Below are 17,954 nucleotides of genomic sequence, written 5' to 3' on the forward strand. Positions count from 1 at the left end.
GACGCAAATGCCGGCTGTAGCCACACCGGCTACAGTCTGTTTTCTCTCCAGTTAAATTACAACTTCTGCCAGACCAATAACTGATTATTCGCAGGCATGGCTATATCCTGTAGCAGCTTTAAACCGGCCTTTTCCGCGACCTCTGCAAGCTCAGAGATATCCCTGATCCCACTTTTCTTATCTCGCTGCTTCAACCATGTATCAAATTGTGCATTACTTTCACTGGTAAACTCCCCCTGATATCTGAAAGGACCATAGGTAATCAAAAGCCCTCCTGACAAAAGATACAAGCCACTACCTTTGAACAACGCCTCAACCTTATCCCAACTAATAATATGCAGGGTATTTGCCGTAAAAATTGCATCAACTCTATACTCAAGAGGCCAGCTACGCTCACCGACATCGATTATCAATGGTTGCTCTATTAAGCCCTCTGTATGCCGCTTCAAGTTACACGCTAACGCTGAAAAAGCCTCAGAGGTCTCTGACGGGAACCACCGAACAGTCTTCAGATACTGACTAAACAGCAGGGCGTGCTGGCCTGAGCCGCTGCCCAACTCAAGTACGCGACTATCAGGCTGAAGCAGACTCTGTAATTGCTCAAGAATGACCCTGCCATTACGCTCAGCCGCAGGCGCAAAATTAATCAATGTCACTAGTCTGCTCCACCATTAATTTAACTGAAATAATCACACAGATTTAGTCGATCTGATTAAGTCGGCCCGATCTATTCAAATATTCTTAATCAAAAAGGGTCGCCTGCTTTGACAACATATCAAAGAGATCTGAACCCAGCGCTCCTACCGCCAACTGCATCTCATCATTATGAAGCCGACCATCCTCTCTGAACGCCTGCGCCGCCTGTCCCAGAGCGACTTGCTCAGGCATGGTCATAACCCCCAGGTTTTGCAGTAAAATCCTGAGCATCGTTAAACCACGGGCTCCTCCGCCAGTACCGGGTGATGCTGACATTATAGATGCAACTTTGCCTTTAAAAGCAAACAAGGGAGGCTCATGCCCATTCTGCTGACGGGAAAGCCAGTCAAAGGCATTTTTTAACAGAGGCGCAGGAAAACCGTTATATTCCGGTGATGCAATCAATAAACCCTGATGGTTTATCAATAGTTGTTTTAACTCAACTGCAGCATCTGGCACACCTTCGCGATACTCAAGATCCTGATCAAAGAGCGGCATCTCATATTCAGTAAGATCGACCAGCGTAACTTCCGCTCCTGCCTGACGGGCTCCCTCAACCGAAACCTTTAACAATAGCCTGTTAAAAGACTCCTGCCGGGTACTTCCTGCTAACGCAAGAATTTTCATCCAATAATCTCCGGGTAGAACAACACTCAGTAACTGCTCACTAAACTGATAAGCTACACCTATGGCTATAGTAACGGTTTCTCTGCAGGTCTGAAGCACATGACCTACCCAAGCTGGGGATAGACAATCAGGATACCAACCCAAAGAAGTAGATAGGTGAATTAATTTCACCTTTTGTTTGAAATTTGATCACTTTTTTAATCTTATACCAAAGTCTAAAATGCATTTCACATTTGATACTTTCAACTGTTACAGAGAGTATCGCAATAGCCTGGCTGCGGGTCGAAGCGCAGAATATGGTTCCAGGCCTGAATATATCTACAGATTTATGGTACAAGAAATGAACTCAGTTACAGATCATCGCGACATTTATAACCAGGCAGCAACACTGCGTGCAGAAGTACAGGCTGAGCTGATTATCAACGCATTTATGTTTATCAAGGACTCTGTTAAATCAAAGGTACCTGCATTTGGCCCTCTGTATAGCACAGCCAACTACAAGCTGTGTATGAAAGCCATGAACAAGCGCTCAGCTGCTATTTAAATACTACCCTCTTCTCTCTAAGAGCTTATTGCAGTCTGGTTTAGACCAGCACAGGCAAATCTCATTCGCTCTTTTTTTTCAGCAGGCCTACGGGCCTGTTTTTTTTGTCTGAACCTTTTTAGCAAAGCCCTCCTTTGCTCTCCCCAGCGTAGCAAGTTTACAAAAGTCCTATAACTTCAGTTTCACTGGTTCATGAATGCGCTATAAAACTTACGTATTTCACCAGAACTTATACACAGATACAGCTCCTACCAGATACCATCACTTGCCCTCTCTATTCACGCTGTTTTCCTGTTATTCAGTATTGTTCGCCTCAATACGAGCTAACCTATTGTTTTTAAAGCAAGTGAAAGCTTTTGGCGACAGTGTAAGTCGTTGATTTATAATAACTATAGACGTTATAGCAAAATAGAGTCTTTAATTAGAGACAGTATTTCATCAAACAACAATATCAATTAGACACACAAAGACCAACATCAAATATAACTGATTGATTTTATTTAAAAAAACATTATCAGGCATAGTAATTGATATATGTATTAGTAGTTTTGGCTGTTAGTCACTCGAAAGTTAAGCCTCCCCCCCATTGAACTTAGTGATTAGAGTGCTACAGCCAGAACAATGACTAAAAAAACCGCCTTTGGCGGTTTTTTTAGGCCTGTTAACAGACCCCCTGCCTTTTTTAGCACTAATCTTGTTTACGAACATAAATCGCTTGCCAGCCAGGCGATAAAATTAAAGCACCACTGCTATAGCGCCAAAGCCGATAAAAGTATTAAAGATAACAACCAAATATCAATACTTATAGCCTTGTATCCAAGCTGCGACAGAATGACACAGCTCTGATCAGAGGTAATCAAGCATTAAAGGGATAAGTCAGATAGCGCTTTCAACAGGCAAAAAAAAAGCGGACCAGTCAGACTGGTCCGCATAAATTTTCGCTTTACAGGTTCGCCGTTGGCGACACAAACTTTTACGATTCAAGACAGAGCTTAGAATCCACACAAATAAAAGCCTGTAACAGCATAGTACCTAGCCTCCATGCTCTACATTTGTCAGTCTGCGTCAGTAACAATTCTAAAAACGTCTATAAGGGATCAGACCACTACCCAGTGGTTCATCGTTGAATAAAATACAAGCCTAGTAATAGCAATAACACGCCAAAAATACGTGATGGGGTTACTTCAATCACCAGTCCGCCAAAAAATCCAAAGTGATCAAATATCAGCGACATGACCAACTGACCAAGAATCGCAGCAGCAAGCATATTTGCGATACCAATTTTAGGCATCAGGTAGAGCATACCACTGACAAAAATAACGCCCAGAAAACCACCACAATAGAGATACCAGTCAATCCCTACCAGCCTTTTCCAGTCCGGCAAACTTGCCTGAACAACGACCAATGCCAGTATGCAAGCCAGCGTTCCGCCTATATATGAAACCAGCGTTGCCTGCATTGGATGTATTAACTCTGCGCCAAGGCGTGCATTCAAAGCCCCCTGAACCGGAATTACCGCGCCCACCGCAATCGCCCCTAATAATAGAAACCAGTTCATCCCCTTCCCTTCTAACACCTTAATTTATTCAAGCCAGAGTAACACCGGCTAGCACTAAACTTCAGGAAAACTTACTAATGTGATTTCATCATTCGGCAATGAAATATTCGACCGGGAATAGGCTGACCCAAAGATCATAAACACACAGACAACAAAATTTTACTACGCCTCTGTTTATGCATAGGATTGAGGCTGATAAGCCGCTTCGGCATCAATCACTCTTAGTCAGGAGAATACTATGAGTTTATCGATGAAATGGATTTCAATAGCCCTCACCACTCTCATAAGTACAGCTTGTCTGGCCAGTCCTAAAGAGAATAATTCAATTTACGGCTGCACAGTTCAAACCCATAAAAGCCTCATCTACGGCACAGCGCCAACCTCAACAGGAGAAAAAGACCTTTATCTGGATCTCTATCTACCGACCGGTGAGCTAAAGTCATGCAACGGTAGCCACCCTACTGTGCTATTAATTCACGGCGGAGGCTTTACCTCAGGCACCCGCAAACAGGAAGAGATCGTTAGCATCGCACATGATTATGCTGCCACCGGTTTTGCTGTTGCCGCTATCGACTATCGATTACTGACCCAAACCAGCCAACCGGTTATTGATAATCAAGGGGAAATAATAGCCACCGCTTTTTATCAGGGCGCTTTGGACAACGATATTGACTTCAATGGCGGCCGCTTCTCAAGCGACCCCGCATTAGCTTTAGCGATAAGTGGCGCCGCTGCAGCAGCCGCGCAGGATGCTTATCAAGCTGTTAAGTGGTTGGTTAAGCAGAAGAAACGCTACAACCTAAACACCCATAAACTAGCCTTTGCCGGCGGCTCTGCAGGTGCAATTACAGCGTTAAATCTGGCTTATCTGTTACCCGATCTTCACTTATATAAAAAAGCACCAAAACCGAAAGTGGTTATCAACCTTTGGGGCGCCCTGACCCAAATCAGTGCTGTTGATAAGCACAAACGCTCTCTGTTTATTGTGCATGGCACTAAAGACAAAACAGTGCCATTCTCAGCTTCGACTCTGCTGGTAGACCGGCTGCAAGAGAAGAAGAAGAAAAACAACTTAGATTTTTATCCGATTAGCGGCGCCAAACACAGCTTCAAAAGCATACCTATTGCCAGCATTGAGGTTGATGGCATAACACTACAAGAACGAATGATACGCTTTACAGCCCAGGAAATGAGCATAAAACTTGGGCGTTAAACTTCACTTATAACAAGCAAAAAAAAAGCGGATCAATTGATTGATCCGCCTAAAGGTTTCGCTTTTACAGGTTCGCTAGAAAGCGAGATAGACTCTTAACGACCAACACTCAAGGAGTGTCAATCCACACAACAGTAAGAACCTATCCGGTTTTCCATCGATAACGAGGAAAAAGACGGCGCTCTAACAAGGTCAGAGCAACCGTTACAAATCGAACTATTTGGTACAACAGCTATTTCAATACTTGCAAGCTGGCAGGGAGAGATGTCTGCCAGCCCCAAACGCTCTAGAGATAAAGAAGTTGAACTGAGGGAGCTGGAACAAGGCAAGACTTTTTGAAAGAGCGCAGCTTGCTGCTGCAAGTGAGCATCTTAAAAAAAGTTTTAACGTAGTTACAGCCCCTCAGGCAGCTTCGATTAATCCATATACGTTTCAATAGCCGGACAAGAACAGATAAAGTTACGATCACCGAAAACGTTATCGATCCGGTTAGTCATAGGCCAGAACTTATTCTCGCGGGTTGCAGTATTCGGGAATACCGCTTCTTCACGGGTATAAGGACGATCCCACTCAGCAGTCATAATGTCTGCCTGAGTGTGCGGCGCACGGCACAGTGGATTATTATCTGCAGGCCATACTCCAGACTGAACCTTTTCAATCTCCTGACGGATGTTAGCCATCGCTTCAACGAAACGATCGATCTCAACTTTAGACTCAGATTCAGTTGGCTCGATCATCAGCGTACCTGCTACAGGGAAAGACATAGTTGGCGCATGGAAACCGTAGTCCATCAGACGCTTAGCGATATCTTCTTCTGTTACACCAGATGCTTCCTTCAGCGGACGAATATCAACGATACACTCGTGCGCGACTTTGTTGTTACGACCGCGGTACAGAACCGGGTAGTGTTCAGCCAGCTTCTCAGTCATGTAGTTGGCATTAAGGATCGCCATCTGAGTAGACTTCTTAAGACCGGACTTACCTAACATCAGGTTGTACATCCAGGTGATAGGCAGGATTGAAGCTGAACCGTAAGGCGTAGCAGCAACCGCACCGTTCTCAGTGCTAAGGCCTTCAACCGGGCTCACCTTATGGCTTGCCAGGAATGGAGCAAGATGACTCTTAACACCGATAGGACCCATACCCGGACCACCGCCACCATGAGGAATAGCAAAGGTCTTATGCAGGTTAAGGTGAGATACGTCGGAACCAATTACACCCGGCTTAGAAATACCTACCTGAGCGTTCATGTTGGCGCCATCCATGTATACCTGACCACCGTTTTTGTGGATCAGATCACAGATCTCAACGATATCTTCCTCATACACACCGTGGGTGGATGGGTAAGTAATCATCAGACAAGACAGGCTATCTTTGTGCTGTTCTGCTTTAGCGCGCAGATCAGCTACATCCACGTTACCCTTCTCATCACAAGCAGTAACAATGATTTTCATATCCATCATCGCTGCTGATGCAGGGTTAGTACCGTGTGCAGAAGAAGGGATCAGACACACATTACGGTGCCCTTCGCCAATAGATTCCTGATACTTACGGATCGCCAGCAGACCAGCATATTCACCGGACGCACCGGAGTTTGGCTGCAGAGAAACCTTATCGTAGCCGGTGATCTCAACCAGCTGCTCTTCCAGCAGGTTCAGCATCTTATGATAACCCTTCACCTGATCGGCAGGTGCAAACGGGTGAATGCTGGAGAACTCAGGCCAGGTAACCGGAATCATCTCTGCCGTTGCGTTCAGCTTCATGGTACAAGAACCCAGCGGGATCATACCGTGAACCAGAGAGTAATCTTTATTCTCCAGCTTCTTCATGTAGCGCAGCATGTCGGTTTCGCTGTGGTAGCTGTTGAACGTCGGGTGCGTCAGAATCGCATCTTCACGACGCATCTCAGCCGCAATACCGGTTGCGCTACCCGCCACAATTTCAGCATCCAGGTCAGCAACAGACAGTCCATGACCTTCGCCCAGAACAACATCTAACAACTGTGCGATATCAGCAGGACGAGTCGTTTCATCCAGCGTAACACCCAACTTATCTGCAGCAGTCTGACGCAGGTTACAACCGGCATCCAAGGCACGCTGATAAACATCAGCAGCTGTTTCTGGCAACGTCAGAGTCAGGGTGTCGAAATATGTATCGTTAACCGCGACACCTTTAGCTGTCAGGCCGTTTGCCAGAATAGCGGTCAGACGGTGAACGCGCTCGGCAATAGTCTTCAGACCTTGAGGACCGTGGTAAACACAGTAGAAAGAAGCCATATTCGCCAGCAATGCCTGAGAAGTACAGATGTTAGAGGTCGCCTTCTCACGACGGATATGCTGCTCTCGGGTTTGCATCGCCATACGCAGAGCCTGATTGCCGCTGGCATCAACAGATACGCCGATGATGCGACCAGGAACAGAACGCTTCAGTTTTTCACTGGCAGCAAAAAAAGCCGCATGTGGACCACCAAAGCCCATAGGTACACCGAAGCGCTGGGTAGAACCCAACACAACATCAGCACCCAGCTCGCCTGGTGATTTCAGCAATACCAGCGCCAGAGGATCTGCGGCAACGGAAACCATTGCTTTCTGGCCTTTAGCTTTTTCAATCAGGGTCTTGATATCAGTGATATCACCGTAAGTACCCGGATACTGAAGCTGCACACCAAAGGCATCACAGTTATCCAGATCTGTATGAGGGTTACCCACAACGATATCGAAACCGAAATATTCAGCACGGGTTTTAATAACGTCAATTGTCTGCGGATGAACATCATCAGCAACAAAGAATGTGTCGCTCTTCTTGCGATTAGAACGCTTGCACAGAGTCATTGCCTCTGCAGCAGCAGTCGCTTCGTCCAGTAGAGAAGCGTTAGCCAGATCCATACCAGACAGATCCATGACTACCTGCTGGAAGTTCAGCAGCGCTTCAAGACGGCCTTGAGCGATCTCAGGCTGGTACGGCGTATACGCTGTATACCAGGCTGGGTTTTCAAACACGTTACGCAATATAACGTTCGGTACCTGGGTATTGTTATAGCCCATACCGATATAAGATTTATTGACTTTATTCTGGTCTGCCAGAGAGCGCAGGTAAGCCAGTGCATCGGTCTCAGTAAGAGAATCTTCCATCGCCAGTGCATCATCAAGGCGGATAGAATCGGGAACGGTCTGAGTAATCAGCTCTTCAATTGAATTAACGCCCAGATCAGACAACATCGCTTGTGTCTGTTCTGCATCGGGACCGATATGACGACGGGTAAAGTCCGTAGTCTGCTCAAGATCACTCAGTGTGCGAGTATCATTAGCCATAACAATAACCTGTTCTAACATAGCAGCCAGAAGCTACTAATCATTATTCTTGGGTGCGGGGTGGTCCTGCACAACCACCCCGCGTTTGCGCGAAAAGATCTGATCGGGGGACAGTGACAGTCGCTCCGCCTACGGCGAAACCACTGTCAGCTTAGATCAGGCCTCTTCTGCAATCGTAGCTGCATATGCTTCTGCGTCCAGAAGCTTATCCAGCTCAGCGGCATCAGCCAGCTTAATTTTAACAATCCAGCCACCGTCGAACGGCTCGCTGTTTACTGTTTCAGGCTCATCTTCCAGTGCTTCGTTAATAGCGATAATCTCGCCGCCAACCGGCGCATAGATATCGGAAGCCGCTTTTACAGACTCAACCAGAGAGAACTCTTCACCCGCATCAACTTCACGGCCTACTTCTGGCAACTCAACGAATACTACGTCGCCCAGCAGCTCTTGTGCGTGATCAGAAACACCCATAGTGACTGTGCCGTCACCATTATCCAGAACCCATTCGTGGCTTGGTGCAAAACGGTAGTTAGATGGAATGCTCATAATTATTTTCCTTTAAGATCAATGCTTATAGGGTGACTAAGCTGTTGTATGGACTCTGCCACCCTGAACTTAATTAATGTTTTACAAAAGATTACTTGTACAGAGGGAAGCGCTTACACAGCTCTTCTACCTGAGCACGTACTTCAGCTTCAACTTTAGAGTTATCTTCCGGATTAGCAGCCAGGCCATCCAGAACATCACTGATCAGGTTACCGATCAGACGGAACTCATCAGTACCGAAACCACGGCTGGTACCAGCCGGCGTGCCCAGACGGATACCAGACGTTACCATCGGCTTTTCAGGGTCAAACGGGATGCCGTTCTTGTTACAAGTGATACCGGCACGCTCCAGCGCCTCATCAACGACGTTACCTTTCAGGCCTTTAGGACGCAGGTCAACCAACATCAGGTGTGTATCAGTACCGCCAGTGACGATATCGCAACCGCGCTCAACCATTACGCTGGCCAGAACTTTAGCGTTCTCTACAACCTGTTCAATATAGGTCTTGAACTCAGGACGCAGCGCCTCACCGAATGCAACCGCTTTAGCAGCGATAATATGCATCAGAGGTCCACCCTGCAGACCCGGGAATACAGCAGAGTTAATCTTCTTACCGATATCCAGGTTGTTAGACAGGATCATGCCGCCACGAGGACCACGCAGGGTCTTGTGAGTTGTCGTTGTAACAACATCAGCAAATGGCAGTGGGCTTGGGTGAACACCCGTGGCAACCAGGCCAGCAATGTGAGCCATATCTACGAACAGGTACGCGCCTACTTTATCGGCGATCTCACGGAAGCGGGCGAAATCGATTTCGCGAGGAATAGCAGAACCACCAGCGATGATCATTTTAGGCTGGCACTCTACCGCCAATGCTTCAACTTCATCGTAATCAATACGGTTGTCGGCTTTAGATACGCCGTACTGAACAGCGTTAAACCACTTACCAGACAGTGCCGGACGTGCACCATGAGTCAGGTGACCACCCGCATCCAGAGACATACCCAGTACAGTATCGCCAGGCTGCAGCAGCGCCAGCATAACCGCGCCGTTTGCCTGAGCACCAGAGTGAGGCTGAACGTTTACGAATTCACAGTTGAACAGCTGTTTAGCACGCTCGATTGCCAGACCTTCAGCCTTATCAGCGTACTCACAACCACCGTAGTAACGACGGCCCGGGTAACCTTCAGCATACTTGTTAGTCAATACAGTGCCCTGAGCTTCCATAACCGCTTTAGAAACGATGTTCTCAGAAGCGATCAGCTCAATGCCCATTTCCTGACGTTCAAATTCTTCATTTACTGCGGCCATCAGATCAGCATCACGTGCTGCCAGATCCTGGGTAAAGAAAGCTTCGCATGTCGCGTCGCCGCGATACAGTTCAGAATTACTCATGGTTTTTTATTCTCTTGTTCAGTTGTTCTAATAAGAGCTCAATAAGAGTTCAGCAAGAATCAGCAAGCGACGACGTTAACCGCCAGTCCGCCCTGTGAGGTTTCTTTATACTTATCCTGCATGTCGACACCGGTCTGACGCATCGTTTCGATCACTGAATCCAGTGAAACATGATGCTGACCATCACCACGCAGGGCCAGGCGGGCAGCGTTGATCGCTTTAACCGCACCCATGGTATTTCGTTCGATACAAGGCACCTGAACCAGACCACCAATAGGATCGCAGGTCAGCCCCAGGTTATGCTCCATACCTATTTCAGCGGCATTCTCTACCTGCAGGGTAGTTCCGCCCATTACAGCGCATAATGCGCCCGCAGCCATAGAACAGGCCACACCGATCTCTCCCTGACAACCCACTTCAGCTGCAGAGATAGAGGCATTCTTTTTGTACAACATGCCGATCGCAGCAGAGGTCGCCAGAAAATCAAAAATACCCTGCTCATTTGAACCAGGCACAAAGCGATCGTAGTAAGCTAATACCGCAGGGATTACGCCCGCCGCACCATTAGTCGGTGCAGTAACAACACGACCGCCGGCCGCATTTTCTTCGTTCACCGCGATAGCGAACAGGTTAACCCAGTCCATTACTGTCAGTTGGTCACGCAAACCGGCTTCTGGATTATCTTTAAGTTCTGTAAACAATTCATGGGCACGACGCTTAATATGCAGTCCGCCAGGCAGTTCGCCTTCTTCACCACAACCCCGCTTGATACAACGGTCCATCACCTGCCATATATTACGCAGCCGCTCTTTCAGCTCTTCCTCTGTGTGCCAGTGCAACTCGTTTGCCTGTACCAGTTGTGCAATAGACATATCGTTTGCTTCGCACAACTCAAGCAGCTCAACACCGGTATTGAAATGATAGGGTAGTTTAAAAGCAGGCTCAGATTTGGACTGCTTATCCGCTTCGACATCGCTTAGTACAAAGCCACCGCCAACGGAATAAAAGATATTGTCATGCAGCACGATACCCGCTGCATCAAATGCCTGAAAACGCATGCCGTTCGGATGCTTTGGCAGTGATTCGCCAAAGTTAAAAGGAAGGTGGGTTTCCGGACAGAAATCAATCAGCTTCTTTCCCGCCAGATTTAACTGACCGGTCTGCTCAATCTGTTCGACATAGCGAGGCACCATATCAGGATCAACCAGATCAGGCTTCTCGCCTAACAGGCCAACCATGACGGCAACATCTGTTGCATGACCTTTACCGGTCATTGCCAGAGAGCCATACAGACCTACTTTAACCTGTGTAACCTGATCCAACTGATCACGCTCTTCAAGCTCATCAAGAAAACGGTTTGCTGCCACTACCGGCCCCACTGTGTGAGAACTGGAAGGACCGATACCAACTTTATAGAGATCAAAAATACTTAAAGGCACTGACAGCTTCTCCACCGCGGTTATCCGCTTTTCTTATTATGTGCTCTTAAGGTTAGTTGATCAGAGTCTGTTTTTGGTACAGGCGTTGATCAATTAACCAGCAACTTGATTTCAGATTAGCAGCGACTTTTTCCAAAATCAACAAAAAGTTTCTTATAGGAAACATTATTTTCAATAAGATATCTTTGCAGTTGTAGCAGCTCTTCCTTGCAAGCCCCAACCCCTTGTGTAGTATTAAAGGCAGTAATAGTGCGGATTTGTACGACAGAACAATATGTTAGCTATATAACCTATTTCTTTTTGGAAACCTGTTGCTGGCGCGTAATCAGAGTCAGATATCACAGTGACCTAATATCTTCACTGGCTGTCGCATCTGAACAACCCAAATATACAGCGCTTAGGTATAACTACAGGATCAGGATCCTGCACTAGTAAACTGGTAGAATTGGAATCAACTATCGTTACACAGGCCGTCACAGTGGCGACAGAAACACCATGGAGTAGTCCGATGTCAGACAAACCATCATTCCTTAAGGAAGAACAGCAATTTTTCTCGGTAACCCGGGACAATGCAGAAGCAATGGTGGAACCTCTTGAACTGGGAAAACGAGTTCGGGAGATTCGACTCAGCCAGAATCTGACCTTAGAAGAGGCCAGCAAGCGCACAGGCCTGGCCCGCTCTACTCTGTCAAAAATTGAAAATGAGCAAATCTCTCCTACCTTTACCGCTGTCAACAAACTGGTTAAAGGCCTGGGCATTGATATTCCCCAGCTGTTTACCCAACCGACCAAAAAGGCCCCCGGCAGCGGCGGCCGTCGGGATATTACCCGCTGCGGTGAAGGCAAACCCCATCCAACACCAACCTATGAGCATGAACTCTTAGCAACTCAGCTCAGCAGCAAGAAAATGATACCGTTCAAAACAACGGTACGCACTCACTCCTGGGACGAATACGAAGACTGGGTACGCCACGATGGCGAAGAGTTTCTGTTCGTTCTCAGTGGTAGCATCATGTTCTATACCGAGTTTTACGAGCCAATTGAACTGAGTGTTGGTGACAGTGCCTATTACGATTGTGAAATGGGCCACGCACTGGTTTCTACCAGCGAAGAAGACGCAGTCATCCTCTGGGTTACCGCTTAAGAGCTGTCGCCATACTGTGCCTATCAGCTAGCTTAACAATCAAAACCCTTTAAACCGCCTGTTGGCGGTTTTTTTTTTGTCCGACATACATTTATCCACTGCAGCTCAACACACGGCGCTAACCTTCCTTTTACCCCTACATTCATAAAGAGGCTCGTAGGCTTTGCCAGTTAACTGGCCGTTCGACTTACAGCCGAATAATGGCTATAGCTACGTCAGGAAAATCACACAACAACGCTCAGAGCCGTTCCGATACCTTGTTTCCAATATGAACAAAATATGACCAGAACTTCATTTTCCTAAAAACCCCTTATCGAACAACTACTTTACTAATTTCGATCTATTTGTGAACGACACTTTCTTTCCTGTTTACGCATTTTTTTATTGCATTAAGTTTCTCAATCGTCTAGCTTTGTTTCCTATTGGAAATATATTCCCCTTGTCGTTTTCTTGTTTCTCTAACTCCTCACAAGGGTAGTTTTGATAAACAGGGTTTCGAGGTGACTCATCTGTCTACCGGATATTTCCTTAGAAGTCGGCTATTCAACCCTCTGGGAATAGTCAGGCAATAACAATAAAAAATCCTCTGGGAGTCTAGGTTTTATGGAAACGTTAACCACTATAATCGGCGAAATTAACGGCATTGTCTGGGGCCCGTTAATGCTCGTTCTCATCCTTGGTGTTGGTCTGTTCTTGATGCTTGGCCTACGCCTGATGCCTATCCTTAAGTTAGGTACAGGTTTTAAGCTACTGTTTGAAGGTCGCAATACTAAGAAGGGCGAAGAGAAGGAAGGTGAAATTTCACCATTCCAGGCTCTGATGACAGCTCTTTCAGCTACAGTTGGTACTGGTAACATCGCGGGTGTGGCAACTGCCGTATTCCTGGGTGGTCCTGGTGCTTTGTTCTGGATGTGGTGTACTGCCCTGGTGGGTATGGCTACCAAATTCTCCGAAGCCGTTCTGGCTGTTAAGTACCGTGAAGTAGATGAAGAAGGCAACCACGTTGGTGGCCCGATGTACTACATCAAAAACGGTCTTGGCTCCAAATGGGCGTGGTTGGGTACAATGTTTGCCATTTTCGGTGCTGTTGCAGCATTCGGTATCGGTAACACTGTTCAGTCCAACTCTGTTGCAGACGTACTGCACGCAAACTTCGGTGTAAACGTTTGGGTAACCGGCGTTATTCTGATGGTTCTGGTTGGCGCTGTGCTAATCGGTGGTATCAAGCGTATTGGTAGTGTTGCCGGTGCTCTGGTTCCTCTGATGGCGATCGCTTATCTGACCGCAGGTCTTGTTGTATTGGCGATTAATGCTGATGCGATCCCTGCTGCTCTTGATCTGGTATTCACCCACGCTTTCACCCCATCTGCAGCTGAAGGTGGCTTTGCTGGTGCCGCTGTGTGGATGGCAATCCGTTTCGGTGTAGCACGTGGTGTATTCTCTAACGAAGCAGGTCTGGGTTCTGCGCCTATCGCTCACGCGGCGGCACAAACTAAAGATCCTGTACGTCAGGGCCTGGTAGCAATGCTGGGTACGTTCATCGATACTCTCATCATCTGTTCTATTACTGGTCTGGTAATCATTACCTCCGGTGAGTGGACATCTGGAGTGTCCGGTGCAGCTCTGACTTCGGCAGCGTTCGCTCAGGCTCTGCCTGGTGTAGGTAACTACCTGGTAGCTATCTCTCTGGCAATCTTTGCTTTCACTACCATTATCGGTTGGTCGTTCTACGGCGAGCGTTGTATTGAATTCCTGTTTGGCGTTAAAGCAATTGCTCCATACCGTGTAATCTGGATCCTTCTGGTACCAGTAGGTGCAGGTGTTAGCCTGGACTTCATCTGGTTGGTAGCGGATACCCTGAACGCAATGATGGCGATACCTAACCTGATTGCACTGGCTCTGCTGAGCCCAGTGGTATTCAAACTGACTAAAGAGTTCTTTGCCCGCAACGGTGCTCCTGCTGATGTAGAAAGCAACGCTGCTAAGTAATACTTAAAAGTCTTAAAGGCTCCTGGGCACTTCGCGGTTCAGTCCGGGAGCCTTTCCCTTACTACACTTATTACTAGTTACAAATAATCTTTCAAACGATTCTTATTTAATCGATTGTTTGTCGAAAAGGTTGCTGCTGCACACAGAGCTTTTTCCACAACCTGTCTGGGTATATGAAGCTATCTACATAGATCCGGTAAGCAAAGAACATCGCGGTACTGACTAACCCTATGAAGGTACCGCTCAGAAACGATGGAGAAGACAATGTCCGAACTGAACAAAACACCCCTCTATGACCTGCATGTTGAACTTGGCGGCAAGATGGTGCCATTTGCAGGCTACGACATGCCAGTTCAGTACCCGCTGGGCGTTAAAAAAGAGCATCTTCACACCCGTGATCACGCAGGTCTGTTTGATGTTTCTCACATGGGTCAGGTTATTCTGACCGGTGAAAATGCAGCAGCCGCCCTGGAAAAACTGGTACCAGTCGACATTATCGATCTGCCTGCCGGCAAACAGCGTTACGCAGTGTTCACCAATGAAAACGGCGGCATTATGGATGACCTGATGGTTACCAACTATGGCGACCACCTGTATGTCGTTGTCAATGCTGCCTGTAAAGAGCAGGACATCGCTCACATGCGCGCAAATCTGGGTGAAGGTGTTGAGCTGGAAGTCCTTGATGATCGTGCTCTGGTAGCCCTGCAAGGTCCTGAAGCCGCACAGGCACTGTCCCGCATCTGCCCTGCTGTAAACGATATGGTATTCATGGATTCACGTCACATCGCTATCGATGGCGTTGACTGCTTCGTAAGCCGTTCAGGCTACACCGGTGAAGATGGTTACGAGATATCCATTCCTGCTTCAGAAACTGAGCGTCTGTGCCGCCTGTTCCTGGAACAACCTGAGGTAGAATTCATTGGCCTGGGTGCCCGTGATTCACTGCGTCTGGAATCCGGTCTGTGCCTGTACGGTCACGACCTGACTCAGGAAACAACACCTATTGAAGGCAGCCTGATCTGGGCGATCAGCAAGAACCGTCGAGCTGACGGCGAGCGTGCCGGTGGTTTCCCTGGCGCTGAAAAGATCTTCGATCAGATCGCTAACAAGAACTACACCCGTAAGCGTGTTGGCCTGCTGGCAAAAGGCAAAGCACCTATTCGTGAAGGCGCTGAACTGGTTAATGCTGATGGCGTTAAGATCGGTGAAGTTACCAGCGGTAGCTTCGGCCCAACCGTTGGCGTTCCTGTTGCGATGGGATATGTCGCAACTGAGTATGCGACGCTAGAGACTGAAGTATATGCTCTGGTCCGCGGTAAGCAGATGCCAATGGTTGTTTCTAAAGCACCATTCATTGAGCAGCGTTACTACCGCGGTTAATTCAGCCCGGTAAACACAGAGACCATAATTTCTGGTCTCTGACACTGTTATACAGATGAGTCGGTTAAAGTACTCTTTATGAGATAACCGGCTCTTCCTTTTTTTACTGGCTATTAATGATTTGGAGGTGGCCCTTATGGAGATGATTCCATTAAAAGAGCTGAAAGGTGAATCTAAAATGTCCCGTCTGCGGGAAAAACCAGACCCAACCCGTGAGCGCTTGCGTAAGCCGGAATGGATCCGCATCGATTCACGCTCCAATGCCAATGTGAAAAAAGTAAAAAAACAGCTGCGTGATCTTAAATTACACACTGTTTGTGAAGAAGCATCCTGCCCTAATCTGGCGGAATGCTTTAGCCACAAAACAGCCACTCTGATGATTATGGGTGCGATCTGTACACGTCGTTGTCCGTTTTGCGATGTGGCGCATGGTCGCCCGATGGGGCTGGATCAGGACGAGCCTAAAAACGTAGCCAGCACCATTAGTAAACTTGGTCTGCGCTATGTAGTGATTACTTCGGTTGACCGTGACGACCTGAAAGACGGCGGCGCCAGCCACTTCGCCGAGTGTGTAAAAGAAGCTCGTGCTGTGAATGACGAACTTAAAGTAGAAATACTGGTTCCGGATTTTCGTGGTCGTATGGATATCGCGCTTGAAAATCTTTCAAAGCATGTGCCCGACGTACTAAACCACAATATGGAAACAGTCCCTGATCTGTATAAAAAAGTACGTCCCGGTGCTGACTATCACTGGTCCCTGAATTTGTTGTACCAGTTTAAACGCCTGCATCCAGAAGTGGATACTAAGTCAGGACTGATGGTGGGACTGGGCGAAACAAAACAACAGATTATTAAGGTTATGCAGGACCTACGGGCCAATGAGGTGGATATGATCACCATCGGCCAATACCTGCAACCGACTAAATATCATCTTGCGGTAGAGCGTTATGTCACCCCGGAAGAGTTTAAAGAGTATGAAGAGATCGGCTATGAGCTGGGCTTCAAAAATGTTGCCAGTGGTCCGATGGTACGGTCTTCGTATCATGCAGATTTACAAGCCAAAAGCGCTGATAGTAAAACAGCTGTAGTACAGCACGCAGGATAAGAGAAACTGATTAACAGGCCGGTCCATGACCGGCAGCAAAGGAAAGGATCTGACAAATGTCTGTCTACACGCCGGTAACCCAAGAACAACTTGAAACTTATTTGCAGCAGTATTCTGTTGGCGAACTGGTCAGTTTCCAGGGCATTGAAGCCGGCGTAGAAAATACTAATTACTTTGTCACTACCAGCGCAGGTGAATACGTTCTGACTCTGGTGGAGTCGGTTTCGACCGACCAGCTACCTTTCATTCTTAACTTTATCGAGCAATTGTCACTGAACGGTATAGCCTGTGCCAGCCCGGTTCATCTCAATGACAGTCACTTGTTTGGTGAACTGAATCAGCGGCCAGCAGTACTGATGTCACGTTTGTCAGGCAGCCCTGTCAAACAACCCGATGACCAACAAGCCAGTGTCATAGGCCTGACACTGGCACGTATGCACCAACTCGCGTCACAGCAGCCGGCCGATCAGTTTATCCATATTCATCAGTGGTGTGCTGAGTTAGGCGGTCTGTTAATGCCGCACATTACGGATTCCGAAAAGCAGTTGTTGCAACACAACCTGATGGAGACCGGGCTTATCCAGTGGGCAGCACTGCCTACCGGCCCGATTCATGCGGATCTGTTCCCTGATAATGCGATGTTTGAAGGTGACAAGCTTTGCGGCCTGATCGATTTCTATCATGCCTGCTCCGCCCCTTTCCTTTATGACCTTTGTGTGACACTAAACGCCTGGTGCTACGACGAAGCAACACAGCAATATGACTTTAATAAAGCCTTGCTGATTCTTGATAGCTATCAGAGTGTTCGTCCGCTGAATGCACAAGAGCAAAAGAGCTTTAGTGCCATGCTACAAGTCGCTGCGATGCGATTCTGGCTATCGCGACTCAGAGATATCCACTTCCCTAAAGACGGCGAAGTGGTGACCCGTAAAGACCCACAAGGAAAGATGCAACTTCTTGAGTTACTGGGCGAGAGTCAGAGCCTTCAGCTAGCTAGTTAAAGAGC

At 47.5% G+C, this 17,954-nt stretch carries 14 protein-coding genes; 7 read left to right on the forward strand and 7 right to left on the reverse strand.

All coding sequences use genetic code 11. The annotated features are described in order from the left end of the window. Nucleotides 1-56: 56 nt before the first annotated feature. Together EHS89_RS02205 and EHS89_RS02210 are read right to left on the reverse strand one after the other, a co-directional pair. On the reverse strand, nucleotides 57-656 hold the full coding sequence (locus EHS89_RS02205; protein ID WP_124924465.1) for a DUF938 domain-containing protein: 600 nt from the start codon (nucleotides 654-656) through the stop codon (nucleotides 57-59). A gap of 85 nt (nucleotides 657-741) precedes the next feature. Further along, nucleotides 742-1,323, reverse strand: a complete 582-nt coding sequence (locus EHS89_RS02210; protein WP_124924466.1) for an NADPH-dependent FMN reductase — start codon at nucleotides 1,321-1,323, stop codon at nucleotides 742-744. A gap of 340 nt (nucleotides 1,324-1,663) precedes the next feature. On the opposite strand from EHS89_RS02210, the gene EHS89_RS02215 reads away from it, so the two are divergent. Further along, nucleotides 1,664-1,867 carry a hypothetical protein gene (locus EHS89_RS02215; protein ID WP_124924467.1) on the forward strand — a complete coding sequence of 68 codons (204 nt, stop codon included), beginning with the start codon at nucleotides 1,664-1,666 and terminating at the stop codon, nucleotides 1,865-1,867. 1,117 nt (nucleotides 1,868-2,984) lie between these two features. On the opposite strand, the gene EHS89_RS02220 is transcribed toward EHS89_RS02215, so the two are convergent. After that, nucleotides 2,985-3,425 carry a DMT family transporter gene (locus EHS89_RS02220; RefSeq protein ID WP_124924468.1) on the reverse strand — a complete coding sequence of 147 codons (441 nt, stop codon included), beginning with the start codon at nucleotides 3,423-3,425 and terminating at the stop codon, nucleotides 2,985-2,987. Nucleotides 3,426-3,663: 238 nt separating this feature from the next. On the opposite strand from EHS89_RS02220, the gene EHS89_RS02225 reads away from it, so the two are divergent. Continuing rightward, on the forward strand, nucleotides 3,664-4,638 hold the full coding sequence (locus EHS89_RS02225) for an alpha/beta hydrolase (RefSeq protein WP_124924469.1): 975 nt from the start codon (nucleotides 3,664-3,666) through the stop codon (nucleotides 4,636-4,638). A 416-nt stretch (nucleotides 4,639-5,054) separates the two neighbouring features. Here the strand turns inward: EHS89_RS02225 and gcvP are convergent, their stop codons facing one another. From gcvP to EHS89_RS02245, 4 genes are all read right to left on the reverse strand, one after another. Next, the gene (gene gcvP, locus EHS89_RS02230; RefSeq protein WP_124924470.1) at nucleotides 5,055-7,949 is read right to left on the reverse strand and encodes an aminomethyl-transferring glycine dehydrogenase; all 2,895 of its coding nucleotides are present in this window, start codon (nucleotides 7,947-7,949) and stop codon (nucleotides 5,055-5,057) included. Nucleotides 7,950-8,105: 156 nt separating this feature from the next. Further along, nucleotides 8,106-8,495: a glycine cleavage system protein GcvH gene (gene gcvH, locus EHS89_RS02235; RefSeq protein ID WP_124924471.1), complete on the reverse strand. Its 390-nt coding sequence runs from the start codon at nucleotides 8,493-8,495 to the stop codon at nucleotides 8,106-8,108. Between the two features lie 91 nt (nucleotides 8,496-8,586). Further along, the gene (locus EHS89_RS02240; RefSeq protein WP_124924472.1) at nucleotides 8,587-9,891 is read right to left on the reverse strand and encodes a serine hydroxymethyltransferase; all 1,305 of its coding nucleotides are present in this window, start codon (nucleotides 9,889-9,891) and stop codon (nucleotides 8,587-8,589) included. A 59-nt stretch (nucleotides 9,892-9,950) separates the two neighbouring features. Then, on the reverse strand, nucleotides 9,951-11,330 hold the full coding sequence (locus EHS89_RS02245; RefSeq protein ID WP_124924473.1) for an L-serine ammonia-lyase: 1,380 nt from the start codon (nucleotides 11,328-11,330) through the stop codon (nucleotides 9,951-9,953). A gap of 508 nt (nucleotides 11,331-11,838) precedes the next feature. Here EHS89_RS02245 and EHS89_RS02250 point away from each other — a divergent pair. The 5 genes from EHS89_RS02250 to EHS89_RS02270 all read left to right on the forward strand — a co-directional run bounded on the left by EHS89_RS02250 (nucleotide 11,839) and on the right by EHS89_RS02270 (nucleotide 17,949). Beyond that, entirely contained in the window at nucleotides 11,839-12,474 is a 636-nt protein-coding gene (locus EHS89_RS02250; protein WP_124924474.1) for a helix-turn-helix domain-containing protein, read from the forward strand. A 603-nt stretch (nucleotides 12,475-13,077) separates the two neighbouring features. Next, complete coding sequence (locus tag EHS89_RS02255; RefSeq protein WP_124924475.1) at nucleotides 13,078-14,463, forward strand: alanine/glycine:cation symporter family protein; 1,386 nt, start codon at nucleotides 13,078-13,080, stop codon at nucleotides 14,461-14,463. A gap of 264 nt (nucleotides 14,464-14,727) precedes the next feature. Then, nucleotides 14,728-15,843, forward strand: a complete 1,116-nt coding sequence (gene gcvT, locus EHS89_RS02260) for a glycine cleavage system aminomethyltransferase GcvT (protein WP_124924476.1) — start codon at nucleotides 14,728-14,730, stop codon at nucleotides 15,841-15,843. A 136-nt stretch (nucleotides 15,844-15,979) separates the two neighbouring features. Beyond that, nucleotides 15,980-16,948 (forward strand): lipoyl synthase, encoded by a 969-nt coding sequence (gene lipA / locus EHS89_RS02265; RefSeq protein ID WP_124924477.1) that lies wholly within the window; start codon nucleotides 15,980-15,982, stop codon nucleotides 16,946-16,948. Between the two features lie 56 nt (nucleotides 16,949-17,004). After that, a complete protein-coding gene (locus tag EHS89_RS02270) occupies nucleotides 17,005-17,949 on the forward strand; it encodes a homoserine kinase (protein ID WP_124924478.1) in 945 nt (314 codons plus the stop codon). Nucleotides 17,950-17,954 lie beyond the last annotated feature (5 nt).

The organism is Amphritea balenae (assembly GCF_003858655.1).
Classification (GTDB): Bacteria; Pseudomonadota; Gammaproteobacteria; order Pseudomonadales; family Balneatricaceae; genus Amphritea; species Amphritea balenae.

Coding starts and splice junctions, on each gene's coding strand:
- EHS89_RS02225 (WP_124924469.1), top strand. CDS start 3,664: ATGAGTTTATCGATGAAATGGATTTCAATAGCCCTCACCACTCTCATA.
- EHS89_RS02270 (WP_124924478.1), top strand. CDS start 17,005: ATGTCTGTCTACACGCCGGTAACCCAAGAACAACTTGAAACTTATTTG.
- EHS89_RS02240 (WP_124924472.1), bottom strand. CDS start 9,891: ATGAGTAATTCTGAACTGTATCGCGGCGACGCGACATGCGAAGCTTTC.
- EHS89_RS02250 (WP_124924474.1), top strand. CDS start 11,839: ATGTCAGACAAACCATCATTCCTTAAGGAAGAACAGCAATTTTTCTCG.
- gcvT (WP_124924476.1), top strand. CDS start 14,728: ATGTCCGAACTGAACAAAACACCCCTCTATGACCTGCATGTTGAACTT.
- EHS89_RS02220 (WP_124924468.1), bottom strand. CDS start 3,425: ATGAACTGGTTTCTATTATTAGGGGCGATTGCGGTGGGCGCGGTAATT.
- EHS89_RS02210 (WP_124924466.1), bottom strand. CDS start 1,323: ATGAAAATTCTTGCGTTAGCAGGAAGTACCCGGCAGGAGTCTTTTAAC.
- gcvP (WP_124924470.1), bottom strand. CDS start 7,949: ATGGCTAATGATACTCGCACACTGAGTGATCTTGAGCAGACTACGGAC.
- gcvH (WP_124924471.1), bottom strand. CDS start 8,495: ATGAGCATTCCATCTAACTACCGTTTTGCACCAAGCCACGAATGGGTT.
- EHS89_RS02215 (WP_124924467.1), top strand. CDS start 1,664: ATGAACTCAGTTACAGATCATCGCGACATTTATAACCAGGCAGCAACA.
- lipA (WP_124924477.1), top strand. CDS start 15,980: ATGGAGATGATTCCATTAAAAGAGCTGAAAGGTGAATCTAAAATGTCC.
- EHS89_RS02255 (WP_124924475.1), top strand. CDS start 13,078: ATGGAAACGTTAACCACTATAATCGGCGAAATTAACGGCATTGTCTGG.